The organism is Paraburkholderia youngii (assembly GCF_013366925.1).
GTDB classification, from domain to species: domain Bacteria; phylum Pseudomonadota; class Gammaproteobacteria; order Burkholderiales; family Burkholderiaceae; genus Paraburkholderia; species Paraburkholderia youngii.
In genome coordinates this window covers 3,578,992-3,597,138 of the sequence record NZ_JAALDK010000001.1, presented here as the reverse complement: position 1 = coordinate 3,597,138, position 18,147 = coordinate 3,578,992, and the positions used below count along the sequence as shown (strand labels likewise).

Annotated in this window: 13 protein-coding genes; 6 read left to right on the top strand and 7 right to left on the bottom strand. The window is 64.5% G+C overall.

Going from position 1 to position 18,147, the window contains the following annotated elements; all coding sequences use genetic code 11:
- Positions 1-18: 18 nt before the first annotated feature.
- The 3 genes from G5S42_RS16535 to manD are packed head-to-tail and all read right to left on the bottom strand — an operon-like array spanning position 19 to position 3,769.
- A complete protein-coding gene (locus G5S42_RS16535; RefSeq protein ID WP_176107734.1) occupies positions 19-1,065 on the bottom strand; it encodes an L-idonate 5-dehydrogenase in 1,047 nt (348 codons plus the stop codon).
- Positions 1,066-1,097: 32 nt separating this feature from the next.
- Complete coding sequence (locus G5S42_RS16530) at positions 1,098-2,507, bottom strand: MFS transporter (protein ID WP_246392012.1); 1,410 nt, start codon at positions 2,505-2,507, stop codon at positions 1,098-1,100.
- Between the two features lie 53 nt (positions 2,508-2,560).
- The gene (gene manD, locus G5S42_RS16525; protein WP_176107733.1) at positions 2,561-3,769 is read right to left on the bottom strand and encodes a D-mannonate dehydratase ManD; all 1,209 of its coding nucleotides are present in this window, start codon (positions 3,767-3,769) and stop codon (positions 2,561-2,563) included.
- Between the two features lie 163 nt (positions 3,770-3,932).
- Here manD and G5S42_RS16520 point away from each other — a divergent pair, with 163 nt between their 5' ends.
- Complete coding sequence (locus tag G5S42_RS16520) at positions 3,933-5,432, top strand: mannitol dehydrogenase family protein (RefSeq protein ID WP_176107732.1); 1,500 nt, start codon at positions 3,933-3,935, stop codon at positions 5,430-5,432.
- Positions 5,433-5,462: 30 nt separating this feature from the next.
- Here the strand turns inward: G5S42_RS16520 and G5S42_RS16515 are convergent, their stop codons facing one another.
- Together G5S42_RS16515 and G5S42_RS16510 are read right to left on the bottom strand one after the other, a co-directional pair.
- On the bottom strand, positions 5,463-7,301 hold the full coding sequence (locus tag G5S42_RS16515; RefSeq protein ID WP_176107731.1) for a diguanylate cyclase domain-containing protein: 1,839 nt from the start codon (positions 7,299-7,301) through the stop codon (positions 5,463-5,465).
- Positions 7,301-8,530, bottom strand: coding sequence for an extracellular solute-binding protein (locus tag G5S42_RS16510; RefSeq protein WP_376776880.1), 1,230 nt, complete (start codon positions 8,528-8,530; stop codon positions 7,301-7,303). Before G5S42_RS16510 ends, G5S42_RS16515 begins: the two co-directional genes overlap by 1 nt.
- Positions 8,531-9,182: 652 nt before the next feature.
- Between G5S42_RS16510 and G5S42_RS16505 the strand changes: the two genes are divergently transcribed.
- The 5 genes from G5S42_RS16505 (at position 9,183) to G5S42_RS16485 (ending at position 15,550) form a co-directional block, all read left to right on the top strand.
- A complete protein-coding gene (locus tag G5S42_RS16505) occupies positions 9,183-9,965 on the top strand; it encodes an ABC transporter substrate-binding protein (protein ID WP_176107730.1) in 783 nt (260 codons plus the stop codon).
- Between the two features lie 266 nt (positions 9,966-10,231).
- Positions 10,232-11,347 carry a succinylglutamate desuccinylase/aspartoacylase family protein gene (locus G5S42_RS16500; protein WP_176107729.1) on the top strand — a complete coding sequence of 372 codons (1,116 nt, stop codon included), beginning with the start codon at positions 10,232-10,234 and terminating at the stop codon, positions 11,345-11,347.
- Between the two features lie 329 nt (positions 11,348-11,676).
- Positions 11,677-12,858: a porin gene (locus G5S42_RS16495; protein ID WP_176110543.1), complete on the top strand. Its 1,182-nt coding sequence runs from the start codon at positions 11,677-11,679 to the stop codon at positions 12,856-12,858.
- A 304-nt stretch (positions 12,859-13,162) separates the two neighbouring features.
- The gene (locus tag G5S42_RS16490) at positions 13,163-14,455 is read left to right on the top strand and encodes an MFS transporter (RefSeq protein WP_176107728.1); all 1,293 of its coding nucleotides are present in this window, start codon (positions 13,163-13,165) and stop codon (positions 14,453-14,455) included.
- A 42-nt stretch (positions 14,456-14,497) separates the two neighbouring features.
- Positions 14,498-15,550 (top strand): serine hydrolase domain-containing protein, encoded by a 1,053-nt coding sequence (locus G5S42_RS16485; RefSeq protein ID WP_176107727.1) that lies wholly within the window; start codon positions 14,498-14,500, stop codon positions 15,548-15,550.
- A 95-nt stretch (positions 15,551-15,645) separates the two neighbouring features.
- Here the strand turns inward: G5S42_RS16485 and G5S42_RS16480 are convergent, their stop codons facing one another.
- On the bottom strand, positions 15,646-17,379 hold the full coding sequence (locus G5S42_RS16480) for an IlvD/Edd family dehydratase (protein ID WP_176107726.1): 1,734 nt from the start codon (positions 17,377-17,379) through the stop codon (positions 15,646-15,648).
- A gap of 221 nt (positions 17,380-17,600) precedes the next feature.
- The gene (locus G5S42_RS16475; protein ID WP_176107725.1) at positions 17,601-18,026 is read right to left on the bottom strand and encodes a DUF1801 domain-containing protein; all 426 of its coding nucleotides are present in this window, start codon (positions 18,024-18,026) and stop codon (positions 17,601-17,603) included.
- Positions 18,027-18,147 lie beyond the last annotated feature (121 nt).

The following is an 18,147-nucleotide window of genomic DNA, read 5'->3' as shown; positions in this document are numbered from 1 at the left end:
GTTGGCGGATGACGCTCTTTAATCGAACGTCAGGTGGACCTTCATCGACTGCGAGCGGTCCAGCGCTACTTCGAACGCATGGTTCGCGTCGCGCATCGCGAACGCGTGTGTCATCAGCGGACGCAGGTCGAGCTTGCCGGCGGCGATTTCATCAGCGGCCACCGCGTATTCGTCGGTGAAGCGGAACGAGCCGCGATAGCACAGCTCTTTCGCCATCACGAGATTCGCCGCGACCGGCGACTGCCCCGCGGGCAGATTGCCGACCTGAATCACCGTGCCGCCCGCGCGCGCCGAACGCAACGCGGTGTCGAGCCCCGCGGGACTGCCCGATGCTTCGATGACGACATCGAACGTGCCGCGCCTGTCGGACCACGCGGCGATCGTCGCGGTATCGGCGGCATTCACGGTTTGATCCGCGCCGAGTTGCCGCGCGACCTGTAGCGCGCGCTCCGACAGATCGACCGCGATCACGCGATGCGCGCCCGCGCGCCGCGCCACGCTGAGCAGAATGCAGCCGATCGGACCGCAGCCGACCAGCAGCACGCGCGCGCCGACCAGCGAGCCCGCCTGCTTCACCGCATGCAACGCGACGGCGAGCGGTTCGGCCATCGACGCCTGCGCGAAATCGACGCCGTCCGACACCGGCACGCATTGCCGTGCCGCCACGACGATGTACTGGCGGAACATGCCCTGGGTATGCGGAAACGTCGACGCACTGCCCATGAAGCGCATGTTCAGGCAATGATTGGGCATCCCGGCGATGCAGAAGCGGCAGGTACCGCACGCGAGACCCGGATTGACGGCGACGCGTTGCCCGCGCGCCAGCCCCTGCTCCGCGCCGACGCCCTCGCCGGGCAGGTCGATTTCGCCGGCCACTTCGTGACCGAGCACGAACGGCTCGCGCACCGCGAAGTCACCGCTCTTGCCTTTGAAGTAGTACGACAGATCCGAGCCGCAGATGCCGCCCGCGCGCACCCGAACCCGCACCTGCCCCGGACCTGGTTCGGGTGGCTCGAGTTCGTCGATGCGGATCAGTTTCGGTTCATGAAGTACGGCTGCAAGCATGATGGACTCCGGGGTTGGCGTCGCGTGCGCGTTCAACGGCGCGCAAGCGAAGAAGACTGCGATGACGTTGCGAAGGCGGCCGCCGTGTCATGTGCGGTGTCAGCGACGGTGGCGCCGCCCCAGTCGTGAAGATCGCCACCGCGCCGCCGCGGGGCGGTCTCCGGCAACGCGTACAGCGACACGGCCGATACGAGGCCGAGCACGACCACATAGAGGATCAGCGCGAGCGAGTTGCCGTGCGTCGCCTGAATCAGCTTGACCGCGACGAGGCCGAGCACGCCGCTGCCGAGCAGCGAGCCGATCTGCCAGATCAGCGCGATGCCGCTGCAACGCACGCGCGCCGGAAACAGCTCGGGGAACAGCGCGGCTTGCGGCGCATAGCAGAGGCTGTGGCCGACGCTAATCGCGAGAATCGTCACGAGCTGCATCGCGCCGCGCTGGCCGCTGTCGACCGCGAGAAAGAACGGCACCGCGAGCGCGACGTGCCACAGCGCCCCGGCGATAAACGTCGCGCGCCGGCCGATGCGATCGGACAAGGCGCCCGCGAGTGGAATGGTCACGAGTTCGAGCGCCACCGCGACGATCACCGTTTGCAGCAACATGCCCTGTGCGATGCCGTGTGCCTTGCCGTATGCGAGCACGATCATCGTGTACATCGCGAACGTGCAGGCCTCGATCAGCTTCGCGCCGACGCCCTTCACGATAGTCGGGCCGAACTGCCTGAGCACCTCGACGACGGGCCGCGACGCGACCGCCTTGGTGCGCTGGATCGTCGCGAAGATCGGCGATTCCTCGGTACGCAGGCGGATATACAGGCCGAGCGCAACCAGCAACGCGCTCGCCAGAAACGGAATGCGCCAGCCCCAGTCGAGCAGTTGCGCGGGCGTCAACGTCGCCGACAACAACGCGAACAGGCCGGACGGAATCAGAAAGCCGGCGGGTGCGCCGAGTTGCACGAGACTCGCAAAGAAACCGCGCCGCACGGGCGGCGCATATTCGGCGGTAAGCAGCACCGCGCCGGCCTGCTCGCCGCCCACGCCGAAACCTTGCAACACGCGGATCACGATCAGCGCGACCGGCGCCCACACGCCGATGGTTTCGTAGTCGGGCAGCAAGCCGATCGCGAAGGTGCCGAGGCCGACGATCAGGATCGTCACGATCAGCGCTTTCTTGCGGCCGACGCGATCGCCGAAATGACCGAACACGATGCCGCCGAGCGGCCGCGCAAGAAAGCCGACCGCATAGGTTGCGAAAGCGGCGAGCGTGCCGATCAGCGGATCGGAAGCCGGAAAGAACTTCTGGCCGAACACCAGCACGGCCGCCGTGCCGTAGACGAAGAAGTCGTAGTATTCCGCGGCGGTGCCGATGGTCGACGCGAAGGCCACGCGGCGCAGCATCGCGGTGCTGGCTGGCGCGTTGCCCTGAGGGCGCGTTGTGTTCAAGGCTGTCTCCGTGATGCTGTATTAGTGAGCGGGAACGTTGGGCGTCTGGACGCTCACCAGTTCCACAACGTGCCGTCTTCGAGACGCGCGACCGGCAGGTAAGCGGGATCGTACGGATAACGCGCGGCCGCCGCTTCGTCGATGTCGACGCCATGGCCCGGCGCTTCACCGGGATGCATCATGCCTTTGTCGAAGCTCCACGCATGCGGGAACACGTCGAGCGCTTCGGCCGGAAAGCCCATGTATTCCTGAACCCCGAAATTCGGCACCCACAGATCGAAATGCAGCGCGGCACCCATGCAGACCGGCGACAGATCCGACGGACCATGACAGCCCGTTCTCACCTGGTAGAGCGAAGCAAAATCCGCGATACGTCGCAGATGCGTAATGCCGCCCGCGTGCGTAAGCGTGGCGCGGATATAGTCGATCAACTGTTCTTCAATCAGCTGCTTGCAGTCCCAGATGCTGTTGAACACCTCACCGACCGCAATCGGCGTGACGGTGTGCTCGCGAATCAGCCTGAAACCGGCCTGGTTTTCCGCGGGCGTCGGGTCTTCCATCCAGAACAGCCGATACGGTTCGACGGCTTTGCCGAGCCGCGCCGCTTCGATCGGCGTCAAACGGTGGTGCACGTCGTGCAGCAGATGCGTGTCGAAACCGAAGCGCTCGCGCACGGCCTCGAACAGTTTCGGCACGAAGTCCAGATACTTTTCCGACGACCAGCTCTGCTCCTCCACCGCGCCCTTGGTGGCGGGCTCGTACATGCCGTTGCCTTTGGCGACGCCATACACCGAGCGCATGTTGGGCACGCCGCATTGAATGCGGATGGCCTGGTAGCCGGCCTCGATATGTTCGGCGTAACGGTCGAGCGCCTCGGGAATATCGCGGCCCGTCGCATGGCCGTACACCATCACGCCTTCGCGCGACGCGCCGCCGAGCAGCTTGTAAAGCGGCATGCCGGTTACCTTGCCGAGGATGTCCCACAACGCCATGTCGACCGCGGCGATCGCCGTCATCGTGACGGGACCGCGCCGCCAGTACGCGCCTTTGTAGAGGAATTGCCAGGTGTCTTCGATACGCGCGGGATCGCGGCCGATCAGCAGCGGGCACACGTGGTCCTTCAGATACGACGCGACCGCCAGTTCGCGGCCGTTCAGCGTGGCATCGCCGATGCCGTGTACGCCCTCGTCGGTGACGATTTTCAGGGTGACGAAATTGCGGCCCGGGCACGTGACGATGACGTCGGCGCGAACGATTTTCATGAATGGATCCTGGCAGAAAACGGGGAACCGCGACGACGGACGAAGCCGACATGGCGGCATAAAAACACTGGTCAGCCTGTCTCAAGCTGTTGGATCGATGCTACCATACAAGTATAGCTAATCGTCAAATCAGGGTTTCCCCGCCCCACCAGGACCATTTCCGATGACCGCCGCGACCACCGCCTTGCCGCCAAACCGCCTGTCCCGTGATGCACTGCCCACACTGCAAGCCCATCTGCTGTCGCCGCAATGGCGCGAGCCGCGCATCGGCATCGTGCATCTGGGGATCGGCAATTTTCATCGCGCGCATCAGGCGCTCTATACCGAAGAAGCGATGCTGGCCGCCGGCGGCGACTGGGGCATTTGCGGCGTGACACTGCAAGGCGACGTCGGCAAACGCGACGCGTTGATGGAACAACAGGGGTTGTACAGTCTCGTCGAACGCGGGCCCGACGGTGCGAAGGTGACGGTCATCCGCGCGCTGCGCGAAGTGCTGGCGATGCCCGCCGACGCCAGCGCGTTATTCGCGCGTCTCGCGGACCCCGTGGTGCGGATCGTCTCGCTGACCGTCACCGAAAAAGGCTATTGCCGCGATCCGAAGACCGGCGAAGTCGATCTCGACGACCCCGCGATCCAGCGCGATCTCGCTGACCCGCTCGCGCCGCGCACGGTGCCGGGCATCCTCGCCGCGGCATTGCGCGCGCGGCGCGACGCCACGAACGGACAGCCCTTCACGGTGCTGTCGTGCGACAACCTCTCGCACAACGGCGCAGCGCTGCGTCAGGTGGTGTGCTCGTTCGCCCGGCAACTCGACGCCGCGCTCGCCGACTGGATCGCGGCCGAAGTTGCGTTTCCATCGACGATGGTCGATCGCATCGTCCCCGCCACCACCGACGCCGAACGCATCACCGCAGCCAAACAGCTCGGCTACCGCGACGCCGCGCCGGTGCCATGCGAACCGTTCAGGCAATGGGTGATCGAAGATCGCTTTGCGCAGGGACGTCCCGCGTGGGATGCGGTCGGCGCACAACTCGTCGACGATGTGATGCCGTTCGAGCTCGCGAAGCTGCGCATGCTGAACGGTACGCATTCGACGCTCGCGTACCTGTCGATGCTCGCCGGCTTCGACACGATCGACGCGGCGATCGCCGAGCCCGCGCTGCGCCATCTGATTCACGCGATGATGACCGACGAAATCGCGCCGACGCTGAGGGTGCCCGCATCGTTCGACCTTGCCGGCTATCGCGACGCCTTGCTCGCGCGTTACGCGAACCCGGCGCTCAAGCACCGTTGCGCACAGATCGCGATGGACGGCAGCCAGAAGCTGCCGCCGCGATTGCTCGCAACCATCGCGGCGCGCATCGACGCGGGCCAACCGTATCGTCGGCTCGCACTCGCCGTCGCTGCGTGGATGACGTTCCTGCGCGGCCACGCGGATGACGGCACGCGCTACGCAATCAACGACCCGCTCGCGGAAAGGCTGACGACGCTGGCGGCGTCCGCGCAAGGCGACCCGCAGGCGTTGATGAACGCGCTACTCGGCGTACGCGAAGTGTTCGATGCGAAGCTCGCGAATCATGCGGCATTCAGAACGACGCTCGACGACGCATTGCGTTTGTTGCAGCAAAAAGGCGCACGCGGCGCAATCGCGGCGTGGCAATAGAAAACGCTCGGCGGCGCGGATCAAGCCGCGTCACGCGGTGGGCTCCTCCTCGCGCCCCTCGGTCGCATCGCGCGCGGCGTGCGCCTGGGCGAGTTGCGCGTGGGCAAGCCGCGCCTGCTCGGCCTGTTCGTGGAGCCGCATGGCGAGCAGATCCTGATAGCGCAGATACGCGCAACGGCCACCCGATTTCGCCGCATACATCGCCGCATCGGCGTTCAGCAGCAGTTCCTCGGCATTGCCGCTGTCGTGCGGAAACTCGCTGATGCCAATGCTCGCGCCGACCGTCATGCTATTGCCGTCGACGCTCAGCGTTTCGTTCAGCGCATCCATGATGCGCTCGGCGATTTCGGGCGTGACCTCCGCCGCGCGCTGCCCTTCGATCAGCACGATGAATTCGTCGCCGCCGAGCCGCGCGACGACGTCCCCGGCGCACAGTACCTCCTTCAGACGGCGCGCGACCGCGACCAGCACCTTGTCGCCAACGGAGTGACCGAACTGATCGTTGATCTGCTTGAAGCGGTCGAGGTCGACGAACAGCACCGCGAGGCCTTCGCGGCGGAAGCTTGCCTCCTCGATCGCGTTCTCGAGCTTCTGCATGAACAGCATACGGTTCGGCAAGCCGGTCAGCACGTCGTGCGAGGCCAGATGCACGAGCTCGCTCTGCTTGCTGTGCAGCGCATCCATCTGCGCGCGGATTTCACGGCGCAAACGCTCGAAGCAGCGCGCGAGCACGCCGATTTCGTCGGTGCGTTTGAGCGGCAAGGTGTGCATCGCGTGCTCGGCGAACAGATGCGTCGCCGCATGCGCGAGCTGATGAAGCGGCTTGGTCAGCGCTCGCGCGAACAGAATGGCCAGCAGTACCGACAAAGCGCTGAACACCAGCACCATGCGAATGATCCGCGTGCCGAGCTGATTCGCGCCGCTCAACACGTCCTCGAGCGGCTTCGCGAGACCGAGCACGATGAAGCGATTGCCTTCCGAATCGCCGAACGGCCGCCGCACGAACGCGAGCACCCGCCCGTGCGCGTCATCGGGCCGCGCAAGACCGTTGACGAGCACTTCGCTGCGCCGCTGCTCGAACAGCTGCTTCGTGACCGGGAAGCTGTCCTGCATCAGGACGCGCCGGCCGCGGTCGAAACCGAAGGTCTTCGACGCGTCGGGATGAACCAGGAAGTCGCCCCACTCGTTCGCCAGATAGACCTGGTAGTCGCTCGGCAGATCGCTCTGCAAACGCCGCAGCATGCCGGCCAGATCGACGTCGAGCACGACGACGCCGACCACCGTGCCGCGCGCATCCGCGATCGGCGTGCCGAGACGCAGCGTCGGCCTGCCTTGCGCCGCATGCGTGCCGTATTCGTGATTGATCGAAATCGGCGAGGTGTAGATGCGTCCCGGCGAAAACGCGAGCGTTTCGAATACGTAGGGAAACTGAGCTTTTTCCTGCAGATCGCCACCCTGTACACGCACGAGGCCGTCGCTGTCGCGATCGAAACGGATCAGCTCGAGCCCGTGATGCTGCCGCGTGATCAGCCGCACCTGCAGATACTCCGGGTGGTGCAGCATGAAGCTCGAATACACCTGCGCGAGCCGCTCGCGGCCGAGGTTCGGGCCGATGCCGTCGTCGGTCTGCGTGACGCTCACCGATGACGGCATCGTCGCCAGCACCAGCGCGTCCGCCGCGACGTCGTCGATCGATACGGCGATGCGCTGGCCGAGCAGCTCCGTCGAAGTCTGCAGGCTGCGCTCCGCTTCGTTGACCAGCATCGTGCAATTCGCGCGATACGCGTAATAGCCGGTCGCGCCCGACGCCAGCACGCCGATGCACGCGAGCAGCACGGACAGCTTGAAGGTCAGGCCGCGATGCAGCATCAGAAGCGCTCCGAACGGTCGCCCGACACGATGCGCGTCCACAATTGCTCGCGGCGGTCGATATCCTCGACCGGACTGATCCAGACGATGTGCGCGTTGGGGTTGCCTTCGGCCGGCTCGGTCAGCGTATTCGCGAGCCCCTGGCGCTGTGTCAGCAGCGCGCTCACGCTCGGCTCGAGCATGTAGTTGATCCACGCGAGCGCGAGCGGCTGGTCGCTCGCCGCGCGCGTCATCGACCAGCAGTCGAGCCACGCGAGCGCGCCTTCGTCCGGAATCACATAGCCGACGTCGGCGCCCGCGCGCCGCAGCAACTGCACCTGCTGCGTGCCGTAATTGCCGAACATCAGTGCGACCTTGTGCTGGATGAAGAACGCGGTCGCCTCCTCGGGCAGCGTGTAGTAGGTCAGCAGATTGCGGCGCAGCTCGACGAGCTTGTGCGCGATCGTGCGCATCTGCGCGGGGTCCAGTTGAAACGGATGCGGATAGCCGAGCGCGAGCGCGGTGAACGAGAAGTTGTGCTGCGCGCTATTGAAGTCGAGCACCTTGCCACGATAGCGCGGGTTCCACAGTTCGAGCATCGAATGCGGCGCCACCGGAATCTGCTTGCGATCGTAGATGAGGCCCATCGACGAATAGGTGAACGGAATCGCGTAGACCTTGCCCGCCGACGTCAGGCCGCCGATCGAGCCGAGCGCCTGGAAACGCGGCAACTGCTTCTTCGTATTGGGCAGACTCGCGAGATCGAGCGGCGCAAGCAGATTAGCCTGCGCATAACGGCGAATTTCGGCTGTGTTGGCGGCGAGTACGTCGAAAGGCGGCTCGCCCTTGCTATGCATCTGCGCCCACAGCGCCTCGTCGGAATCGACCAGCGTAACCTCGACCTTCGCGCCGTAGCGCGCTTCGAACGCCTTGACGACATCCGGGTCCGCGTAGCCGGGCCATGCGAGTACGTGCAGCACCTTGTCGGCAGCCGCGGCTGGCGTGGCCACGGCGAAACTCGCGCACAGCAGTGCGCCTGTCAGAACGCGCAACGCGCGGGGCAAAACGTCGCACCGAAATCCCGATACGCCAATCGATGTAAATCCCGATGTAATTCTCGACAAAAAGCCGATAAAAAAACGGCGCTGCAATAATGCCGCGCGAACCCACGCGCCGACGCTCGCGATTTGTCGCTTAAAAGTCGGTTTACAAGAGCCTGTTTGATCCGCCGTGAACGACATCGTGCGCATGAATAAACACCGTTGAGCAGAAAGGCCTTTTGATCTAGCGCAAATGCGCGGCATTTGAATCTTGACGGCTGTCCGACGATTTGCTTCGGTGCGATCCGCGCCCGCGCGGGCGGTCGGCGTCCTACGCATGGAGCATCGATGATAGCGCCAAAAGCCGTGGTTTTCGCACAGGTTCGAAACGGCCGCGCAAAAATATCGGCGCTGGTAATACCGTGTAAGCCAATGGTCTCGAGGCCGCTGTTAATTAACGGCAAATTCGGCCACGAGCTTTAACGATATCCACGTTTCAAACCCGCGTTTCGAACCGCTTTTCGGCGAATTCGCAAAGAATGCCTCCGCATATTCCGGTCGATCACGCTCGCCGGCTCACCGTATTACCCCTCGTGCATTACACCCGTGTTACGCAAACACCACCAACAGTGTACGATCCGGTCACATCGGCTTGGGCGCACGCGTCGCTCCAGAGGGCCTCCTCCTGCGCCATCCGGTGTTTTACTAGCTTCCCAATATTTTTGAACTGATAAGCTTGGCGCGCGTTGCAGGCCACCCCGGCTTGCATCCTGACCAGAAGCCCGTTTGCGAGTCGCGCCGGGCGTCCCAAGGCGGCACAACCGTCGAGGGCGAAATTGAACTACACCCAGGAGTAAAAACAGTGAAAAAACTGCTAGCGGCTTTGACGGTTGCCTTGATTGCCACCGTCTCCATTGGCGCACACGCTAAAGATTGGTCGACGATCCGTTTTGGCGTTGATGCCAGCTATCCCCCGTTCGAGTCGAAAGGCGCAGACGGCAAGCTCGTTGGCTTCGATATCGATCTCGGCAACGAAATCTGCAAGCGCGTCGGTGCGAAGTGCGTGTGGGTGGAAAACGACTTCGACGGCATGATCCCGGCACTGAAGGCGAAGAAGTTCGACGGCGTGCTGTCGTCGATGTCGATGACGCCGCAACGCGCCGAACAGATCGCCTTCTCGTCGAAGCTGTTCAACACGCCGACGCGCCTCGTCGCGAAGCAGGGCTCGGGCATCCTGCCGACCGCTGAATCGCTGAAGGGCAAGACGGTGGGCGTCGAACAGGGCACGATCCAGGAAACCTACGCGAAGACGTACTGGGAACCGGCGGGCGCGAAAGTCGTGCCGTATCAGAACCAGGACCAGGTCTACGCCGACCTGATCTCGGGCCGTCTGGACGCAGCGCTGCAGGACGCGGTGCAGGCTGACCAAGGCTTCCTGAAGACGCCGCGCGGCAAGGGCTTCGTGTTCGTCGGTCAGGACCTCAACGATCCGAAGATCCTCGGCAGCGGCGCCGGCATCGGCATGCGCAAGGAAGACACCGATCTGAAGGCGAAGGTCGACAAGGCGATCGCCGACATGATCAAGGACGGCACCTACAAGAAGATCGAGAAGAAGTACTTCGACTTCGACGTGTACGGCAGCTAAATCGCCGACGCGCGCCGCACGGCGCGCCGGCAGCTTGTCCGAAACGGGCTCCGCGATGCGGAGCCCGTTTTGTTTTGCGGCTCCACATCCAGCCACATGAAGCCACATCGTGGGGCATATCGGCTAAGATCGTGCAACGCGCGGTCGCCGGGAGACGGGTGACCGCAGTTCGCGCACGCGGACCTCGCGCGCAGCCGGCGCGCACCTTTCCCCTTGCAATCAACAACCTAGCGCGGCCGCTACGAACGGGCCGCGAAGTCAAAACCATGCAAACCCAGACCCATCCGCTGATTGCCCCGTCGCTTGGCACCGCCCGTGAACTGACGAGTTTCCACTACGGTCCCGGCGGCGGACAGAAAATCTATATCCAGTCGTCGCTGCACGCGGACGAGCTGCCCGGCATGCTGGTGTCGTGGTCGCTGCGCCGCAAGCTGGCCGCGCTCGAGGCCGCGGGCAAGCTGCGCGGCGAAGTCGTGGTGGTGCCGGTGCCGAATCCGATCGGCCTGAACCAGCATCTGCTCGGCCAGATGCTCGGGCGCTTCGAAACCGGCAGCGCGCAGAACTTCAACCGCAACTTCTACGACCTCGCGGAACTCGTGCTGCCGACCATCGAGTCGCGTCTGACCGGCGACATAGATGAGAACCGCGCCGCCATTCGCGCGGCGATGCGCGAAGCGCTCGACGCGCAGAAGCCGACCACCGAACTCGGCTCGCAACGCCTCGCGCTGCAAAAACTCTCGTACGACGCCGACGTCGTGCTCGATCTGCATTGCGACTGGGAAGCCGCGATGCACCTGTATACCAATCCGGACCTGTGGCCCGAAGTCGAACCGCTCGCGCGCTACATCGATGCGAAGGCGTCGCTGCTCGCGCTGAACTCGGTCGGCAATCCGTTCGACGAGATCCACAGCTTCTGCTGGTCGGATCTGCGCGGCCGTTTCGGCGAGCGCTTCCCGATCCCGAACGGCGGCATCTCGGTCACGATCGAACTGCGCGGCCAGCGCGACGTGTCGTACGAGTACGCGGAAAAAGACGCGCAGGCGATCATCGAGTATCTGACCCTGCGCGGCGTGGTCGACGGCGAACCGGCGCCGCTGCCGCCGCTCGAATTCGCGGCGACGCCGCTCGCGGGCGCCGAGCCGCTCGTCGCGCCGATCAGCGGCGTGCTCGTGTATCGCTGCGAGGTCGGCACGTGGATCGACGTGGGTCAGGAAATCGCCGACATCATCGATCCGTTGACGGACCGCGTCGTCACGATCAAGAACACCGTGGCCGGCGTGCTGTACGCGCGGCATCTGGCGCGTTTTGCGACGGCCGGCCTCGAATTCGCGCGCATCGCCGGCGTGACGCCGTTCCGCAGCGGCTCGTTGCTGAGCAACTGACGCCACAGCCGCTGCGACCGCCGATGCCGTCGCAGCCGGCCATGTAACTAAATTTTCATGCAGCAGCCGAAGTAACCGATCGCCCGCCGCCTGGCGGGCGATCCGCTGCCGCACGCCCCGCTTCGCTCCAGGGTAAATCGACCCGCCCCGCCACCGACACACCCGCCCCCGGTGCCCACGCAAAGTGTCGCGCCGACACGACACCGTGGAAAAAATTTTTTCCTGTCACATACCTTACTCAGCGTTCCCTTAAATTGCCGGCCATCGCGCGACGTTGCCGCAGAGCAGCGCGTCGCGATCGCCAAAATTCGCTAACTCGGAGAAGTATGTTGAACAAGAAAATCCTGACCGCCGCTACGTTTGCCGTCTTCGCCTCCGCCGCTCACGCACAAAGCAGCGTCACGCTGTACGGCCTGATCGATGCCGGTATCAGCTACGTGAACAACTCGAAAACGTCCACCGGCCATAGCAGCCTGACCAAGTACGACGACGGCGTCGCGCAAGGCAGCCGTTGGGGTCTGCGTGGCACGGAAGACCTCGGCAACGGCCTGAAGGCACTGTTCGTGTTGGAAAACGGCTTCAACAGCGGTAACGGCACCGCCGGCCAGGGCGGCGCGATGTTCGGTCGCCAGGCCTATGTCGGTGTGTCGCAGAACAACATCGGCTCGCTGACGTTCGGCCGCCAGTACTCGTTCTCGACCGACTACCTCGGCTCGAACTACTCGACCGGCGGCCTGACCGTCGCGGGCAACTACGCTTACCACATCAACGACGTCGACCAGCTCACCTCGAGCCGTATCAACAACTCGGTCAAGTTCAGCAGCGCGAACTTCTCGGGCCTGACCTTCGGCGCGATGTACGGCTTCTCGAACACGGCAGGCGGCTTTGCCGGCACGCCGGGTACGGGCACGTCGGCTGCACCGGTTGCGGGTTCGTCGCGCGCTTACAGCTTCGGCGCGAACTATGCGAACGGCCCGTTCGGTATCGGCGCAGCGTACACGGATATCCGTTACCCGGGCCAGGCATCGCCGGCCTTCTCGACTTCGCTGGCTAACGTGAGCTTCCCGACGCTCGGCACCGGCCAGATCCAGGATCTGCGCTCGTTCGGCGTTGGCGGCCGCTACGCATTCGGCCCGGCGACGCTGTGGGCCCTGTACACGAACACGCGCCTCGCCCCGATCTCGGGTGGCTCGACCACGTTCGCAGCCTACGAAGCGGGCGCGAAGTACGCGGTCACGCCGGCTATCACGGCAGGCGCGGGCTACACGTACATGCACCTGAGCGGCGCGAACGTCGGTCACTGGAACCAGGTTAACCTGAGCGGCGACTACGCGCTGTCGAAGCGCACGGACGTCTACGTGCTGGGCATCTATCAGATCGCATCGGGCCACAACGCCGCAAGTGGCGACCTGCAGGCACAGATCGGTTCGAGCACGAGCTACTTCAACACGTCGGGCGTCGGCGCCGACAACCAGCTCGCGTTCCGCGTCGGTATGCGTCACAAGTTCTAAGCAGACGGTTCGCGGTGGGGAACACCTGTTCCCTGCCAGGCTGAATCGATTGGAAAGCGCCCTACAGGGCGCTTTTTCTTTTCTGCGGCGCGAAATCGCTCAAGCAACGCCGGATTCCCAATCGCGCCCGTCAGGAATTCGACGCGGGCTGCGCTTTGCCGTTTCGGCAACGATATCTGCCAAATATTGTAATTGTCTATAAATATCGGCCACCCCAACATCGGGTCACACGCTTCGATCCCGCGCCCGCGCCGCTCACGCGACACTGCCGGCGCACCTCCCAATGCCGCCCGAGGACTTCGACATGAGCATGGACTCCGCCACCACCGCCGACGCGCTCGCGCGGCACACCTCGCGCTCGGGCGTATCGCGGCTGATTCTCGCGACCTCGATCGGCAACGCGCTGGAGTTCTACGATCTGGTCGTGTACGGCTACTTCGCGGCCGTGCTGTCGCGTACGTTTTTTCCGGTGCACGACCGCACCGTGTCGCTGCTGCTTACGCTCGGCACCTTCGCGCTGTCGTATCTCGCGCGACCGATCGGCGCGCTCGCACTCGGCTCGTTCAGCGACCGCAAAGGCCGCAAGGCATCGCTGACGCTATCGATTGCAATGATGACGCTCGGCACCGGCATGATCGCGCTGATGCCGTCGTATGCGGCGATCGGCGTGCTCGCGCCGATCGGCGTATTCGCGTCGCGGCTGTTGCAGGGATTCTCGGCGGGCGGCGAGTTCGGCAGCTCGACCGCGTTTCTGATCGAACATGCGCCCGAGCGCAAGGGCTTCATGGCGAGCTGGCAGTTCTCGAGCCAGGGCGCGAGCACGCTGCTCGCGTCGCTGTTCGGCGCGGTGTTGACAAGCACGCTGAGTACCGCGCAACTCGAAGGCTGGGGCTGGCGCATTCCATTCCTGTTCGGCCTGCTGATCGGTCCGGTCGGGCTGTACATTCGCCGCCGCATCGACGAAACGCCGGAATTCGAGCGCGCGGAGAAATCCGCCGCGCCGGTGCGCGAACTGCTCGCGACGCAAAAGGAACAGGTGCTCGTGTCGATCGGCGCGCTCGTGCTGACCACCACGGCCAACTACATGCTGCTCTACATGCCGACCTATGCGGCGCGGCAACTCGGGCTCGCGCCGTCGTCGGGCTTCATCGCGACGCTCGCGGCCGGTTTGATCATGATGGTGCTCACGCCGATCGTCGGTCATCTGTCCGACAAGGTGGGCCGCGTGCGCATCATGCTCTGCGCCGGTGCGCTGTTCTTCGCGACCGTCTATCCGGCCTTCATGCTGATGAACGCGCATCCGTCGCTCGGCTCGTTGCTGGCCGCGGTCACATGGGTCGCGATGCTGAAGGCGACCTACTTCGCGCCGATTCCGGCCATGATGTCCGAGCTGTTTCCGACCCGTACGCGAACGACCGGCATGGCGTTCGGCTACAACATCGGCACCACCGTGTTCGGCGGCTTCACGCCGCTCGCGGTCGCCGCGCTGATCGCGGCAACCGGCAATAACCTCGCACCCGGCCTCTATCTGATGCTCGCGGCCGTGCTCAGCCTTTTCACCGTGATGTGGGCACGCGTGCGACTGCACGCACGCTGAGTCTTGCCTAGCGAGCTTCGTCGAACCGACAGGACCTTTTCCATGCAAGACCGTTTGCAACAAGCCGTGCAGTTCGCGGTGGATCATGAATCGCTTTGGGACCGCCACGTGGGTGGCGCGTGGGGTGTGCACGTGAACGACCCGCCGCCGTGGAACAAGCTGCTCGGTCCCGTGCATGATCGCGGGCCGGTATCGGGTGCGATCGCCGTCGACGGCCGCGTGCTGACGAGCTGGGGCGAACCGGATCGCGCGGATCTGACCTTCAGCGTCGCAAAGATGTACCTCGCGCTGCTCGCCGGCGTCGCGTACGATCGCGGCCTGTTGCCCGACGTCGATGAGCCGGTGCGCGTGCGCGTGCCCAACATCGGCTTCGACGACGAACACAACGCGCCGATCAGCTGGGCGCATCTGCTGCAGCAAACCAGCGAATGGCGCGGCACCTACTTCGGTTTGTCGGATCAGGCGGATCACTACCGCGCGGTCAATTTCGCCGCGCCGCCCGATGGCAAGAAAGGCGACCCGCGTCCGCTGCAACGGCCGGGCAGCTACTGGGAATACAACGACGTCCGCATCAACCAGTTCTCGCTCGCACTGCTGCATCTGTTCCGTCAGCCGCTGCCCGAGGTGTTTCGCGAAGCGATCATGCGGCCAACTGGCGCGAGCGAAAACTGGCAATGGGTCGGCTACGACGACGCGTGGGTCGAAATCGACGGGCGACGCATGCAGTCGGTGCCGGGCGGCACGCACTGGGGCGGCGGCATGTCGGTGAGCGCGAACGATCAGTTGAAGGTCGCGCAGATGCTGCTCGATGACGGCGTCGCGAACGGCCAGCGCGTGCTGTCGTCCGAATGGATCGCGCGCATGCGTACGCCGTGCGCGATCGCGCCGTTCTATGGCTACCTCGTGTGGCTCAACACCGGGCGCAAGGTGTTCTCGAACGTGCCGGAGTCGAGCTACTTCGGCATCGGCGCGGGAAGTTCGTTCACGTGGGTCGAACCGGAGCGGCGCATGACGGTGGTCGTGCGCTGGCTGAATCCGGCCGCGGCCAACGAGTTCTTCGGGCTTGTGCTCGACGCGGTCGATAACCTCGGCTGATAGCCACTAATCAAAAAAAATGCGGGCGATGCACGAATGCATCGCCCGCATGGTCATGGGTCGAGCCGTTGCCGCTGCAACGGCAGATCAGCGCGTCAGTGCGAATGCCGCGGCACCGCGGAGCCTCGACACCCAACGAGGAAGTCGAGGTCGCAGCCCTCATCGGCCTGCAACACGTGATCGATATACAGGCGCCGGTAGCCGCCACCTTCCGGTGGCTCGGGCGGCACATGCTTCGCGAGACGGCGCTCGAGCTCCGCGTCGCTGATATCGAGGTGCAGCGTGCCCGCGTCACAGTCGAGCTCGATCCAGTCGCCGTCCTGCACCGCGGCGAGCGGGCCGCCGGCCGCCGCTTCCGGCGTCACGTGCAGCACCACGGTACCGTACGCGGTGCCGCTCATGCGCGCATCGGAAATCCGCACCATGTCCTTCACGCCCTGCTTCAGCAGCTTCGGCGGCAGGCCCATGTTGCCGACTTCGGCCATGCCCGGATAACCCTTCGGCCCGCAGTTCTTCATCACCAGCACCGAGTTCGCATCGACCTCGAGCGTTTCGTCGACGATGCGCGACTTGTAGTGCTCGAAGTTCTCGAACACGACCGCGCGTCCGCGATGCTTGAGCAACTCGGGCGTCGCCGCCGACGGCTTCAGCACCGCGCCGCGCGGCGCGAGATTGCCGCGCAGCACGCGAATGCCGCCATCAGCGACGAGCGGCTTGTCGAGCGGACGGATCACTTCGTCGTTGGTGTTGGGCGCATCCTTCACGTTGTCCCACAGCGTCTTGCCGTTGACCGTCAACGCATCCGGATGCGGCAGCAGGTTCGCTTCGCCGAGCCGGCGCAGCACGGCCGGCAGACCGCCCGCGTAATAAAACTCTTCCATCAGGAAACGGCCCGACGGCATCAGATCGACGATCGTCGGCGTGTCGCGGCCGATGCGCACCCAGTCGTCGAGTTCGAGATCGACACCGATGCGCCCCGCGATCGCCTTCAGATGAATCACCGCATTGGTCGAGCCGCCGATTGCCGCATTGACGCGAATCGCGTTGGTGAACGCCTCGCGCGTGAGGATCTTCGACAGCTTCAGGTCTTCGAGCGCCATCTCGACGATGCGGATGCCCGACATATGCGCGAGCACGTAGCGGCGCGAATCGACCGCGGGAATCGCCGCATTGTGCGGCAGCGACGTGCCGAGCGCCTCGGCCATGCAGGCCATCGTCGACGCGGTGCCCATCGTGTTGCAGGTGCCCGCCGAGCGCGACATGCCCGCCTCGGCCGACAGAAACTGATGCAGATCGATCTCGCCGGCTTTCAGCGATTCGTGCAGCTGCCACACCGCGGTGCCCGAGCCGATGTTCTTGCCGTCGAGCTTGCCGTTCAGCATCGGGCCGCCGGTCACGACGATCGCCGGCACGTCGCAGCTCGCCGCGCCCATCAAGAGCGCGGGGGTCGTCTTGTCGCAGCCGGTCAGCAGCACCACCGCGTCGATCGGATTGCCGCGGATCGCTTCCTCGACGTCCATCGCCGCGAGATTGCGCGTGAGCATCGCGGTCGGACGCAGATTCGATTCGCCGTTCGAAAACACCGGGAACTCGACCGGGAAGCCGCCCGCTTCGTAGATGCCGCGCTTCACATGCTCGGCGAGCTTGCGAAAGTGCGCGTTGCACGGTGTCAGCTCGGACCACGTGTTGCAAATACCGATCACAGGGCGCCCGTCGAACTCATGATCCGGGATGCCCTGATTCTTCATCCAGCTTCGATACATGAAGCCGTTCTTGTCAGCCGTGCCGAACCATTCGGCCGAGCGCAATTTCCGCTTTTTTTCCGACATGCTAGGTCCTTGATGCATGCGCCGGGACCCTCACCGGCATATTTGACTGAAGCGGCCCACCCGGCGCCACGGCGCAAGGCTTGCCGCTCAATGTCCAGGGATGGTGAAGTGTACGGAGCGGGTTGATATCTTTCCAATTATATTTTGGGCGATATCGATATCAGTTCTGGTATCAATCCGCCGGCCCTGGCGGCGCGGCCGGCGAGCAGACCGTGCCGGCTTCAGGCGTCGCCGGGCGCCGGCTTACGGCGGGCTTTCGGTAGTGCGCCGCGCATGTTCTTCTTCAGATGACTCTGGTTATAGTCGATCGCGGCGCGGATCAGCGCTTTCAGTGCGCGCTCGTCGACTTTGTCGCTCTCGAAGAAGTCGATCGCGCGCCGCGCGTTGCCTTCGAGGCCCGCGTTGAACAAGCCGTGCGGGTCGGCCAGGCCCGCCCCATGCGCGAAGGTCAGCTTGACCTTACCCTTGTGCGCGTTGGCGACTGCGATCATGCCGTCGCGCGACCAGACCGGACTACCCATCCACTTGAATTCCTCGACGATCGCCGGGTCCGCCGCCAGCACGCATTGACGGATGCGAGCGAAGGTCGCGCCGCGCCAGTCGGTGAGTCCTGCGATCAGTTCGTCGATACGTTCGGATGCGTTCATCGGCGTGTGGCCCTCGTAAGCGGAGAAACGTAGTGGTTGAACCGTCGGGATGCCGCAACGATCCAGTCATTGGTAATCTTCGCCTGGATTCGCGGCCAGCGCACGGCCGATCCACGTCGTT